We start from the raw sequence: 13,276 nt of genomic DNA on the forward strand, positions 1-13,276 counted from the left end.
TATCCTATCCACATGAATAAGCGGTTCTGGTTGTCCCTTTTAACACTAATATTATTGGCTTCTGCTGTTCGTGGCCAAAGTAGTAACGACCATATATTTCCGGCCGCCCCTGCCGCAAAATCGGGTATTGATTTTGATAGTAAAGGCTTTTTAATACATGGTAAGCGCACTTTTATTGTTTCCGCCGGGATGGAATATGCCCGCGTCCCGCACCAGCTTTGGTACGACAGGTTGTTGCGGATAAAGCGTGCAGGGTTTAATTGCGTGGAGATATATACCTTTTGGAATTTTCATGAACCCAGGGAAGGTCAATTTGATTTTACGGGGGACCACGACCTCGGTCTGTTTCTCGCCACGGTAAAAAAATTAGGCATGTATGTCATTGTCCGTGTGGGCCCATACTATTGCGCCGAATGGGACAACGGGGGTTATCCGTTATGGCTTAAATTTAAAAAAGGGTTGGGCGTGCGTGAGGATAACAAAGTTTTCGAATATTATGTCGATCGCTTTTTCGACAAGCTACTGCCCATCGTATTTAAAAACCAGGTCAATAGGGGTGGGGCCGTTATTTTGGTGCAGCTGGAAAATGAACATACACAAGGCTGGGGCACTGTTATCCCCAATGGTTATTTCAAGCACTTGCAGGCTAAAGCCTTAAGCCTGGGTTTGCAGGTTCCCTATTTCTTTAGCGGATTGCATCATTCCAGCGATCCCGCAGCTGATGGCAAACCGGATGATCCAAAAAGACCAAACCCCTGGTTTAGTACCGAATTTTGGAGTGTATGGTATTCGCAATATGGCCCGAAACCAGAGGACGCAGGCATATATGATCGCCGCACATGGAAGATCATAGCGCATGGCGGTAACGGCTATAACTACTACATGGCTCACGGAGGCTCCAATTTTGGTTATACCAATAACGACGAGGATGCCGCATCATACGACTATGGCGCAGCAATTGGGCAGGCCGGCGATCTGAGGCCGATCTATTATACTTTTAAACGCGCAGCATGGTTTGCCCGCAGCTTCCAGGATATTTTGGAGAACAGCACCGATGCAACACCAGCATATAGCAAAATGACCCCGGATACAGCCATAAAGGTAAGTGCACGGACAAGCCCATCTGGCGATATTGTTTTCCTGGACAACCCCGGAAAAAACCTGGTTAACGCCAAACTGCAGCAAAGCGGTGTGACAATAAACGTAGCTTCGGGCGAGATATACCCACTGGTTCACAATTTCAGGATCGGCTCGGGAATCACGCTCGATTGGGCATACACCCGGATATTTGCCATAGTAAAACAACGCAATACAACAACCATCATAACCGATTGCGAAAAGGGGGCGGATTTGTCCCTGCATTTTACTGTCGTAGCAGGAATGATGCCGAAGTCAGGGTCGCCCGGAATAAAAATAACCGGGAATAAGGTGGATTTAGACGCAGCAATGCAAGATAGTGATAGGCCCTCCGAGTATGCGTTCACAGCAGGAACGCAAACCATCCGCGTACTGGCAATGGATAGGCAGGGCACGGACAAAACCTCGATAACCGGTAATGCAGGAGAAAATTATATCATTAGCGGGGCCTCTTATGTCGGCGGCATAATTGTTAAGGACCAAAATATCCGGATTGAAACAGAAACCCCTTTACCGGGAGATCATGCAGGCCCGGTTTGGCTTTATACAGCAAATAAAGCATTGCGTTTGGGTAAGGGTGATGGGGCAAGAGTTAGTCAGCCTCAAAAACTTAAATTAACGGAGTGGATGCAGAGCGACGCCTCCGCCCCGGCTTTGCCCGGGTTTAGTGTCGGGAATTGGCTGCATAGCAAAACTCCGCTACAGATGGGCGCTGACGGCGACCTTTCACCGGATGCGTGGTACAGAACGATGGTTACTGTACCCGCTACAGGTAACTACACCATGCAGGTAAAAGGCAGCGGACGGGGACAAGCCTATATTGACGGAAAGCCTGCTGCGAAATGGAAACTGGATGATGGAGAAGTGTCGCTTAATCTAAAAAAAGGCAGGCACGCGCTGGCTGTTTTTACAGCTCACGATGGCAGGGACAAACTTGCCGGTTATATTGGCCCCATTGTAAATGTTGATAATAAAGGGATTTTTGGTACAGCCTTCATAAAGCAGGGCGGCCCTTTTATCAGCCGGTTGAACAACTGGTATTTTGTCAGTGCGGACCATAAGGACGATGCCAGATCAGGACCTCCGAAGTTTGATACAACACATTACAAAAAGTATAAGATAGGCGATGATGTTTTTAATAAGCGCGAAGGGTACGGCTGGTTTGAAACAACTATCGCTCAGCCGCCTGCCGGGACATCAAAAATCATCCTTTCGTTCAGGAGTGTAGATGAAAGTGCTACAGTATTTATAAACGGTAAACAAGTTTATCATCATGACGGCTGGAACGATCCGTTTGAAGTAACAGTTAGTGACCCTGAGGCATTGAAGGCGCCTTTAAGGCTAAATGTCTTTGTCGAAAATTATTCAAACGAAGGAGGTATCGATCAGCCCGTAAAAGTAAATACAATTGGCGATGCTGCGATGATAAATGACTGGGCGATGAAAGGCGGCATTGACAATTCGCCGGCGGCAAAAAAATGGGTAGCCCTTTCTGCTGAAGACCATGCTGGCCCTTATTTTTATCATACCAAATTTACGGTCCATTTTTCTGCTTCGCATACTTTCATCTGGCGGGTCGACACTAAAAACATGGGGCATGGTTCTGTTTGGGTAAACGGGCATAATCTTGGGCGGTATCCCGAAAAAGTCGATGCACCGGGAGTATATATTCCCGAATGCTGGCTAAGGGATGGCGCTAATGAACTGCTGATCTATGACGAGGACGGAAAATCGGCCAACGGGCTAAACGTCATAGCTGAACCTGCTGCAGGACGGACAACCGTTATCTTAACAGCAAATATCAAATAAGCTTACTCCAAAATATGTTAACAAAACAGGAAAGGTTTACTGCGCTCGATGTTTTCCGCGGAATGACAATATGTTTCATGATCATTGTGAACGCGCCCGGTTCAGGGGCCGGCGTATGGACACCTTTGGACCATGCGTACTGGTTTGGCTTTACACCCACCGACCTGGTGTTCCCTTCTTTCCTGTTTGCAGTTGGTAATGCACTTAGTTTCTCCAAAAATAAATTTCATAGTGATTCGGCATTTATCGGTAAGATATTTAAACGAGCCGTCATTATATTCATGCTTGGTTACCTTATGTATTGGTTCCCGTTCTTTCACCGGGCAGAGGATACGTGGGCGTTTAATGCGCTGGCAAATACGCGTATAATGGGTGTACTGCAGCGCATTGCCCTTTGCTATTTCTTTGGGGCCTTAATCGTTCATTATTGTTCGCAAAAAGCTGCTGTCATTATTTCTGCCTTATTACTGGCGGGGTATTGGGCATTTTTATTTTTGCTGGGCGAGCCTGGTAAAGAATTTACGATGCTGGGCAACGCGGGTACAAAGCTGGACATCCTGATCATGGGCAATGCGCATCTATACCATGACAAAGGCGGTCCTATCGCATTCGATCCTGAAGGTTTATTAAGCACCCTGCCCGCTATCGTTAACGTGATCGGTGGTTACCTGGCGGGTATCTTTATTCAGAAGAAGGGCAAAAATTACGAGTCCGTTGCTAAGTTATTTATCTGCGGAGGCTTACTTATTATCCTTGCATTGTTTTTGGGCCAGTTTTTCCCACTTGCCAAGAAACTGTGGACAAGCTCTTTTACGTTGCTGACCATAGGTATCGACCTGGCAATACTGGCGCTGCTGGTTTATGCCATCGAAATTGAAAATATAAAATTCGGGACCAGGTTCTTTCTTGCTTTTGGTAAAAACCCGCTCGTTATTTACCTGCTATCCGAATTGTTATTGACCACACTGCAACTGATATGGGTACGACCGCAGTTAAGTTTCTACGATTGGATAAACAAGGTGTTTTATCAGCGTGTATTTCCTGGCCCGCTGGGTACACTTATGTTTGCACTGTGCTACATGCTGTTGTGTTGGTTGGTAGCTTACTTGTTGGATAAAAAGAAGATATACATCAAAATATAACGATGCCGGCAAGAAAATTTTCTCGATTTTTTTTTGTTTGTGGGCTGTTGGTGAGTTTCAACTTCAACTGTCTTGCCCAGGATCGCGACAACACCGGTTTTGTAAATCCTTTTATCGGTACCGCAAAAAGCAATGTGCCCACCAAATGGGGCAATGAGGGCGGAACCTACCCCGGCGCGGTGGCGCCTTCGGGAGCTATTCAACTAAGCCCCGAAACAAAAGCGGCAAAGGGTTATGATTACACCGATAGCATCATCTGTTATTTTAGTTGCTACGGGCATTTCAGTGGTTTTCCGGGAGGGTCAGCCGGACAATTCCAGGTGATGCCGGTTAGCACCGCGAACAATCTGGAACCCGGAAAATATAGCAGGCATTTTTCGCACAAGAATGAGGTGGCCTCGCCGGGTTATTACCGGGTGTTGTTTGATGACGACCATACTCTCGCAGAAGCGACAGCTACGCCACGCACAGGTATGTTTCGTTTCACGTTTCCGGCTAACGTTACGCCACGCATATTCATTGGCGATGCAGGTGATATCAGGCAGCAGTCTAAAAGAGTATTGCAATTTTCGCGTAGCAATACAATCATCAATTTTAATGCTGACTGTATCAATTTGCAAAAAGTTCCCGGCGGGTGCGTCGCCACATTTGCAAATCAAAAGATTATCACCCTAAAAATAAGTACTTCAACTATTGATGTTACCGGCGCACAAAAAAATATCGACCAGGAAATAGGTGACAGGGACTTTGACCGAGTCCGTCGGCAAACGCGGGACGAATGGATCAAAGAACTTAGCCTTGTAGACATTTCGGACCACAACGGGCACAATAAAACAATTTTTTATACCGCGCTTTATCACTCCCTGCTGGTGCCCTGGGTAATTGATGATGCTGATGGCCGTTACACGGGGGCCGATGGGCAAGTGCGCCAAAAGAGCGGCCGAAATCAATATGGCGGGTTTTCTCCCTGGGATACTTTCCGGTCGCTTAATCCACTGCTTACCTTGCTTTACCCGGATAAGGAAAACGATATTATATCGTCAATGCTTGATGTTTACAAGCAAACGGGTCATTTGCCAACGGAATCGATGACCGGCAATCACGCCATCCCGATCATTGTTGATAGCTACCTAAAAGGGGTGGATAAGTTTGATAAGGAGTTGGCTTACAAAGCGATGAAAAGCAACGTCGCCGATACCCCCTTTTTGCAAAATGATATGGATGTGTATCACAAAAACGGTTATATCCCTTTTACCCGTTCCGAATCAGTAACCCGGACGGTCGAATATGCCTACGATGACTGGGCGCTGTCGCAATATGCTAAACTGGTGGTCCATAGCGACGACGACTATAAACTTTTGCTTAACCGTAGCTTTAGCTACCGCAACCTTTTGAACGCCGATGAATTGTTTTTGCTTCCGCGGAATAAAAATGAGTTTAAACTGCAGCCCGGTATGTCGGGTTACAAAGAAGGTGATCAATGGGTGTACACTTATTTTGTGCCCCATAATACAAGGGATCTTATCAACTTGCTGGGCGGTAATGACCAATTTGCGGCAAGGCTCGATTCAGCTCTTACCCACGATGTTATTTTGTTCGACAATGAAACGGTGTTTCATTTACCGTACTTGTTTAACCAGGCTGGGAAAGCTGCATTGACACAAAAGTGGGTCAGAAAAATTATGCAGGAACGGTTTAGCGCCACACCGGGTGGCCTGCCTGGTAATGACGACCTGGGTTCGACATCAAGCTGGTACGTTTTTAGTGCGATGGGAATTTACCCGGTTTGTCCCGGCAGGCCGGTGTATGCAATTGGATCGCCGCTATTTGAATTGGTAACGCTGAACCTCCCGAATGGTAAAAAGTTTGTCATTAATAGCACAAATTCGTCTGCAAAGACTCCATTTGTACGATCAATAGATATTAACGGAAGGCCATGGCAGCAATCGACCCTATCTCATGCTATGCTGAAAGCAGGCGGAAAAATGGTTTTTAATATGAGCAGTAAGGCCGGCGAGTGGTTTGTGGACAAAAATCCGGCTGAACTTTCGGAAACAAAGAACTACCCGGCATTTAAAATTTCAGGGTTTTCGGTAACAAAAAAGATCATTGAACCGGATGAATTGTTTTTTGTGAAATTCTCCGTTTCAAATACAGGTGGCACCGGCACAAAAACAATTGACCTGGTGGTAAACGGCAAGCTTTATACTTATACAAATTGCCTGGTAGCTTCAGGGCAAACCATATGTGATTCCATCCCATGCCGGCTGTACGCTACAGGAGACGCCATGCTCAAAATCGGGACAATGGCGCCGATCAAAGTCAGGATCAAAAGTTCAGAGCGCCCGATAGCTCAATGTTATAAAATATCTGCATATACAGCAACCCCCATGGTGAAACTGCATAACAGGCAGCGCGTAGACTATACCGTCCGGAATATCGGGGGAATAAGGCATGTTTTTACTATCGGGGTAATAGCCGATGATCATCTCGTTTTCAATGACAAAGTAATGCTTGCTCCGGGCGAGAAAAAGAGCGTTATGCATAATATGCTTGCTACTAAACCAGGATTTCAACATATTACGATCGGCAATGCTAATATTGCTTACAAGGTTTATGAGAATAACATAGAATCACTATTGCTGGACCTTTCGCCTGTAAATAATCACAATGATACGCTGGTGAGCGATAAGTCCGGCTTTGGCAATAACGGGCATATTGTATTTTTGGCCGATCACACTAAAACCCCTGAGAATAAATTACTGTTTGGCAAAAGCTGCTTTGTCGAATTACTTTCATCGCCAAGCCTGGATGAGCTTGGGCGAACTATCACGATGATGGCCTGGGTTTATCCAACCGGTTCGAACAATGGATTGACAGACATTTTTACAAAAGGTGACACTAATGTTTTACAAGTGGCAGGGGGCAAATCGCTTACTTTCTTTGCCGGAGGCTGGGGCAGAGGTGATTGCACTGTCGACCTTCCGCCCGACTGGCTCAACCACTGGCATCATATAGCAGGAGTCTGCGAAGGTATGGTACTTCATGTATATATTGACGGCATATTAAAAGGAAGCACCACAACCGATCAATCAACGGGCCTTTCAGTTAATAATAAATGGGTATTGGGGAGAAACGACGAGTTTCCGTCGGAAAGGGAATTCCAGGGATATATAGCAAATGTTAAAATATACAAGGAACCATTATCTGCTGCTGAAGTTTTGGCTATATTCAATATCGACAAAACATTGGTAATTAAATAAATCAGGCAGCATACTTTTATAAATCCGGGGCATGTTGCACCGAAACGTTACGCCAAAAGCTATTAAAACAAAATAGCCTGTAAGTATTTAACTTACAGGCTTTGAGGTTTTGTGATCCCGCTGGGACTCGAACCCAGGACCCCAACATTAACAGTGTTATGCTCTACCGGCTGAGCTACGGAATCCTAATAACGTTTCCGTTAAAAGTGGTGCAAATATAGAGTTTATTCGCATAGCCCGCAACCTGTTTTTAAAATATTTTTCAAGTGTAAAATAAACACCTAAATACCAATAAACTACGGTTTAAAAATACCTATGTGGCCCTTGTCTCCTGCTAAAAGTACCAGGCTGCCGTGTTTTGCTTTACGGCAAACGTTATAACTGACATCATCTATTTTACCCCACGTTTTACCACTATCGGTGGTGATATTGCTGCCTGGGGTGCCGGTGGAAAGGAAAGTATTGCCTGAAATATATTCGACACAAGACTGAAATCCCGCCGGACCTTTTTCGGAAAGTGTAAAAATGCTAGACGTAAGTAGGGTGGCCGAAACGGAATCGGTCCTTTTGTCTTTCGCATAGTCGCCCCCAACCATTATCCCCTTGTCGCTACCACATACAAAGGAAAAGCCCCCCTGGCTTGGTTTGCTATGCGGAAGGGGAGCATTTTGATAGTCCCACGATTTCTTCCCATGATAAGCCAGTAACCTGGCTGCGCTGCCGCCCGTGGTAATGTAAGTGAGGCCGCACGAAATACGAAGGCATGTACCGCTCGCCGCAAAAGCCGCTTCACCAGGTAACGCATTGGGTGGATTTTTGAACGGATGCCAGTTTTCCCCTCCATCATTCGTTTCCATCATCACAAACTTTCCGCCAATCGGATCGCCTAAAACCAGGCCATGTTTTGGCCTGTCAAAATCCATCGCATCAAAAAAATAAGCAGTATCAGTATTCTCATATTTTACCTGCCAGTTGTTGCCGCCATCGGTGGTTTTGAGGATAAGCGCGGGGGTGCCCGAACTCATGATAATAGCCTCTTTACCCGAAAAAGCCTCGATATCCCTGAAATCGGATTTTTCAAATCCCTTTACCTGCTTCCAGTCCCAGGTTTTGCCACCGTCGGCTGTTACTGCAATAGTACCCCGGCTGCCACTTGCCCAGGCTATGTTGTCGTCGACCACGGATAAACCCCGAAAACTGGCCGGTTTGCCCTGCTGCAGGGTTTCAACGTGCTGTGCCTTTAATAACGACGGCGTTACGCACAGCAAAAATAACCCGGTATAATAGAATAGCTTTTTCATTTTACCCGCGCCCATATTTCCGATCGTCCGAATAGCGAGATGCCTATGTATCCCCGTATCTTAAGGTTATTGCCGTCCAATGTCATCTTGCAACTATAAGTTTTGCCGTTTTTGGGGTCGTACACGGTGCCATCGTTATATACATTGTCACCGTCGTAAACAAAATCCTTCAATAGCTCGAGGCCAAGATCGGGCCGCGAACGCAGCGCAGGATCCGGATTGTTTTTATCCGTCTTGGGTTTGCCCTGTTCGTCATTAGGATATTTTATCCAGTCGAGCTTCCCATAATATTTGTTGCCTTTTTTATAGATCAGGATATGATCCTGGCCGTTTGGGTTGGCCCACGAGCCCAATATTGCGTCGGCAGTTTGAGCCGCGGCGGTAAAGGAAATAACAGCCATCAGCATTATTAAGCAGCAATTTTTTATCATTTCGCTTATCAATTGGTTTAACGAAGTTAACCTTTACAACTATTCAAACAAAGAGCCGGAAGATGAGAAGAATCAGGGAGTGCCCGGAACGAGATTCGAACTCGTACATCCTTACGAATGCCACCCCCTCAAGATGGTGCGTCTACCAATTTCGCCACCCGGGCTTTTTTAACAGAAATGAACTATAGGATATAGTTCATTTCTGTAATGGATGTGCCCGAAGAGAGACTCGAACTCTCAAGAGACAATTCTCAACGGCTTCTGAGACCGCAACGTTTACCAATTTCGCCATCCGGGCCTATGAAACCAAAAGCCGAAATGATCGGCTCCTGGTTTCGAGGCTGCAAATATATGTTTTTCGCGTAAATTGTTAAAATTAAAAATCACAGCGTGCCGCTGGTTTATGCTGCCGGTTTGTATTCATGCTTGTAATACCATTCTAACAGATATACCCCATCGCCCCACGACAATTTGCCATCGGCAGCAACTTCGGCTACGAGTATGGCCAGGTTATGCAGAAAGGCGCTCTGTGGATCGCCTCCGATACCCTGCAGCACCTTTATGGCGCACGATGTAATATCCGCGGGATCGGTTAAACCGGCGCAACTGTCGGCCAGTTTAAGTTCGGCCAGGATAGCGGGCAGTTTGGCGCGAAGCAGGTCCTTCACCCTGTCGTCAATGTCGCCCGGGATGATGGCCGTTAAAACATCTGCCGCAGGCGAATCAGTGAATTTTTTGATATTCTCGGTTACCAATACACCTATTTTTATGGCGGTTTTTAGTTCGGAAGGGATACCTTCAAATAGTCTCTTTACTTCAGCCCAGATTTTTGATAGAAATGATTTTAAGCTCATGTTGTTTAGTTAATGATTTATGGAATTATTGATTTATTGAATGGTTGACTTGCAGTATGTAATTGAATTTTGATCAGTTTTTTTGGCGGAACGCAACTGTTCTTTCGCTTTTGATCTCATCTACCTGTTGCTGAAGAATTGAAACCTCACTTTCCAAAACTTTCAGCCGCAGATCGTTTACCCGTGCGTCAGCTTCCTGTTTTTGGCGGATGTCGTGAAGATCACTCCTTAGCTGGAAATAGGTTGTCATTACCGATGCTACGATACTGGCTGTGCTTACGACGGTAACGATGATGTTTTTGAGCGTGATGCCTTTGAGCTCACGGTGTTCGATGGTTGTCATGATGGGTAGTGATTAAGGATAACCTTACTTAAAGCTGATGTGGAAAAGAAGATGCTTATTAGATTTCGTTTTATATATTAGCCGTATGTTCAAAAGACTTCGCAACAGTTTTGCCTTTAGATTTCCTGTTTTGTTTTACAAAAATTTGTTAACTTATTTTTCGTCGGTCAACCCAATTAACAAACCTTTAGCATCATTTAATTATGTGATCTTGTGTGGGTCAAGGCATTACCCTTTTTTGAAGCAAGTGTTAGGATCAATCCAAAAGCATTTTGAATTAATTCCCCATCTCTATGTTTTTACTGATTTTGGATTTCCAGATAGCAAATTACTAGACATAAAAGCCATTTACCCCGCGGAAAAGTTGACAATAATCTCTGCGGAAGAATGTTTGCAGTATTATCAAAAAAAAGGTAACGCTCTTATAAAGGAATTTGCTTCTAAAAATCCTATGGGATTAAAAATGGCGGCGGTAATGCAGGTCTTGGATTTGGGATTGCCGGTGCTGTATACAGACACAGATGTTTTATGGTTAAAAAACCCAATCAATGATATCAATTCATTAATTGAAAACGAACTAAATATTAATATGTCTTTTGATTATCAAGCAGGCTATGACCTAAACTTAATTGAAAAAGCCAAATTAGACATAGTACTTAATCAGCCATATTATTGTGCTGGTATAATGCTTATTAATTATTTGACTGAAGATCAAAAAACGGCAATTAATGAAATTTTGCCAGTGGCTATTTTGGAGTCAGGTCATTTGACTGAACAAACTATATTTGCTTACTTACAAAAACTCACGGGCTTATCAAAGATGTCAGAAGAAAAATATCTGCTATTTTATTCAGATCAATTTGATATTAGGCCTTCTTTTCCACCAAGCGGTCTTGCTAGACATTATATCGGCCCTGTAAGGCATTTATTTTGGCGAGATGCTTTTTTTAACAATTAGCCACATAGTCATTTTCACTTGATGCAAGCGCCGAGAATTTTTAATCAAAATATTGAAATTCTAAGAGGGTTTGCTGCATTAATTGTCTTGATCAGCCACATAATATTTCATAATAATTATTTTAATCCTACTTACTTCCCGATATCTGGTTTACAGGGGTTCGATTCGCCGGCTCATTTCGCAGTGTTAATTTTTTTTCTATTGTCCGGATACGTTATTGGAATTAATCACAAAGAACCTTTAGTAGTATCGAGTATAGTTCTCTATTTAAAAAAAAGATTCGTTAGAATTTACCCAATTTATCTGGTAGCTATTATTTTGACTCTTTGCGTGGCTACTAATAAAATTCCTGTTCCAATAGTTTTTTCGAATTTAACGCTTACCCAAAATATAGCGTATCCGGTGATTTGGGAAAATAATCCAGCTTGGTCTTTAAACTATGAAGCCTTATTTTATTTATTATTCATCCCTATTTCTTATTTTAAAATCAAACCTGCTTTAGCTTTTTTTTTCTTTTTGATTATTGGCATTTTCAATACTTACTTCCCAGTAAGCCAAATAGTAAGCGCTTACTGTTTCGGGTATTGCTTTTGGTTGGCAGGCTTATATGTCGCGTGGAATTTAAACGGGCCTGTAAAACAACGTCATTTGTCCCCGATGTTATTTTATATTCTCGGCATAGGATACACGTTGCCATATCGCGGCTACATTATTTTATTATTAGAACGATTTAGATCTCCAATAATGTTAAATGGGAAGTTTTGGTCGCAAATAATTGTTAATGCAAATGACTTATTACTCCTCCCTTATTGCTTTTTTTGTGTTCTTTTTTTTGCAGGCAGAGATTTAAAGTATAAAAGAATTTTCTTTTTATTTCTACAGTTTTTACCAATTTATCTACTTTACGTATATGTTAAAAATGGCAATTTTGAAACGCGGTTTTATTTAGGAATTATTTTTTATGCAATAAGTATTATCGCTTTATTTATTAAATCGGATGAGTGGGTTATTAAAAAAATAGGGATGTGGTTAGGAAACATTTCTTACGGGATTTATATCATCCATTTTCCGCTTTTAATTTTATTTGGTCAATTAAGTTTTTTGGGGAATGGTCCATTTAGCTATGCAGCTAAAGTAATTCTCTATATTTCTTCAACTTTTCTTATATCATGGACTTTAGAGAAAAAATTACAGCCAAAAATCAAACGACTTTTCTTTAGACGCCTTGATCTGAAAATATCAAAATGATTTTAAAACGTAGTTGCCTGAGGCTGGATTCGTATCCATATTAAATGGCAATGCATGATGATTTAGTCCGCTAAAATCTCTAATGCCAAGGCGAAGATCGCTTCCATCTTGTAGAGCCGAAAAATCTAACATTTCGAATTTCTCGAATTTTAGCCAAACCAATAGACTTTCTGTCTCAAATGGATTATTTCCTATTCCTGCATTATAATTGGTGAGAAATTGTTCATTGGTTATGATTTTGTTATATAATCTAAACTCATCGATTGCCGCATTACTATTCTGGGTGGTATAAGTCCCTGGAGTAAAAAACTCAAATAATTGAATATTTGCTCCAGTTGATGAAAGTAGGTTTGATTTATTAATGTAACTGGGTATGGCGCTGGGGCTATAGAAAGAAGTGTCACCAGTCGCCATATTAAATGAGTGCGCTATAGCTCCTAGTCTTGTGTCGGACGATAAAGTATATGCTAATCCCGCACCTTGATCGGCTATATCAGAGCTAATTGTCAATGGAGAATTCGACCTTGAAATCATAATATTTTGTCCACCGACAGTTGCTAATCTAAATATCCCGCCTAAATCATTCACCGGGTCGGGAAATTTGACCCAGAATTCGACGGTGAACTGGTCGGGGATGGGTTTGCCTATCAGTCCTGGTACGGTCAGGTAATCGTCCACTCCGTCGGGAAATATGCCGTTATCAAACCCAAACGGTGCAGGCAGCGCCCTGCCGTGGCCCACGCCTTTGGGGCTTCGTATTTTGGGGTTTAAGCCGTTTCGTGATGCCATA

Annotated in this window: 10 protein-coding genes and 3 tRNA genes; 5 read left to right on the forward strand and 8 right to left on the reverse strand. The window is 43.4% G+C overall.

Annotated features, from left to right (window positions below; all coding sequences use genetic code 11):
• Nucleotides 1-12 precede the first annotated feature (12 nt).
• Genes VL525_RS05350 through VL525_RS05360 form a run of 3 tightly spaced genes read left to right on the forward strand, consistent with a single transcriptional unit; the run spans nucleotide 13 to nucleotide 7,351 of the window.
• Entirely contained in the window at nucleotides 13-2,946 is a 2,934-nt protein-coding gene (locus VL525_RS05350; protein WP_325384137.1) for a beta-galactosidase, read from the forward strand.
• Nucleotides 2,947-2,960: 14 nt separating this feature from the next.
• The gene (locus VL525_RS05355; protein ID WP_325384139.1) at nucleotides 2,961-4,088 is read left to right on the forward strand and encodes a DUF5009 domain-containing protein; all 1,128 of its coding nucleotides are present in this window, start codon (nucleotides 2,961-2,963) and stop codon (nucleotides 4,086-4,088) included.
• Between the two features lie 50 nt (nucleotides 4,089-4,138).
• A complete protein-coding gene (locus tag VL525_RS05360) occupies nucleotides 4,139-7,351 on the forward strand; it encodes a GH92 family glycosyl hydrolase (protein ID WP_325384141.1) in 3,213 nt (1,070 codons plus the stop codon).
• 112 nt (nucleotides 7,352-7,463) lie between these two features.
• On the opposite strand, the gene VL525_RS05365 is transcribed toward VL525_RS05360, so the two are convergent.
• From VL525_RS05365 to VL525_RS05395, 7 genes are all read right to left on the reverse strand, one after another.
• Nucleotides 7,464-7,536, reverse strand: a tRNA-Asn gene (locus VL525_RS05365).
• A gap of 111 nt (nucleotides 7,537-7,647) precedes the next feature.
• Nucleotides 7,648-8,652 carry a WD40/YVTN/BNR-like repeat-containing protein gene (locus VL525_RS05370; protein WP_325384143.1) on the reverse strand — a complete coding sequence of 335 codons (1,005 nt, stop codon included), beginning with the start codon at nucleotides 8,650-8,652 and terminating at the stop codon, nucleotides 7,648-7,650.
• A complete protein-coding gene (locus VL525_RS05375; RefSeq protein WP_325384145.1) occupies nucleotides 8,649-9,083 on the reverse strand; it encodes a DUF2147 domain-containing protein in 435 nt (144 codons plus the stop codon). The genes VL525_RS05370 and VL525_RS05375 overlap by 4 nt, the downstream gene beginning before the upstream one ends.
• 80 nt (nucleotides 9,084-9,163) lie before the next feature.
• Nucleotides 9,164-9,247: transfer RNA gene (locus VL525_RS05380), tRNA-Leu, on the reverse strand.
• 50 nt (nucleotides 9,248-9,297) lie between these two features.
• Nucleotides 9,298-9,381 (reverse strand) — tRNA-Leu (locus VL525_RS05385).
• A gap of 103 nt (nucleotides 9,382-9,484) precedes the next feature.
• On the reverse strand, nucleotides 9,485-9,937 hold the full coding sequence (locus tag VL525_RS05390) for a hypothetical protein (protein ID WP_325384147.1): 453 nt from the start codon (nucleotides 9,935-9,937) through the stop codon (nucleotides 9,485-9,487).
• A 73-nt stretch (nucleotides 9,938-10,010) separates the two neighbouring features.
• Entirely contained in the window at nucleotides 10,011-10,280 is a 270-nt protein-coding gene (locus VL525_RS05395; protein ID WP_325384149.1) for a hypothetical protein, read from the reverse strand.
• Between the two features lie 37 nt (nucleotides 10,281-10,317).
• Between VL525_RS05395 and VL525_RS05400 the strand changes: the two genes are divergently transcribed.
• Nucleotides 10,318-11,238 (forward strand): putative nucleotide-diphospho-sugar transferase, encoded by a 921-nt coding sequence (locus VL525_RS05400; protein WP_325384151.1) that lies wholly within the window; start codon nucleotides 10,318-10,320, stop codon nucleotides 11,236-11,238.
• 21 nt (nucleotides 11,239-11,259) lie between these two features.
• Nucleotides 11,260-12,486 carry an acyltransferase gene (locus VL525_RS05405; protein WP_325384153.1) on the forward strand — a complete coding sequence of 409 codons (1,227 nt, stop codon included), beginning with the start codon at nucleotides 11,260-11,262 and terminating at the stop codon, nucleotides 12,484-12,486.
• Here VL525_RS05405 and VL525_RS05410 read toward each other — a convergent pair.
• A complete protein-coding gene (locus VL525_RS05410; protein WP_325384155.1) occupies nucleotides 12,478-13,275 on the reverse strand; it encodes a hypothetical protein in 798 nt (265 codons plus the stop codon). The genes VL525_RS05405 and VL525_RS05410 overlap by 9 nt on opposite strands.
• Between the last annotated feature and the right edge of the window lies 1 nt (nucleotide 13,276).

It is taken from the genome of Mucilaginibacter sp., from assembly GCF_035492695.1.
GTDB lineage: Bacteria > Bacteroidota > Bacteroidia > Sphingobacteriales > Sphingobacteriaceae > Mucilaginibacter.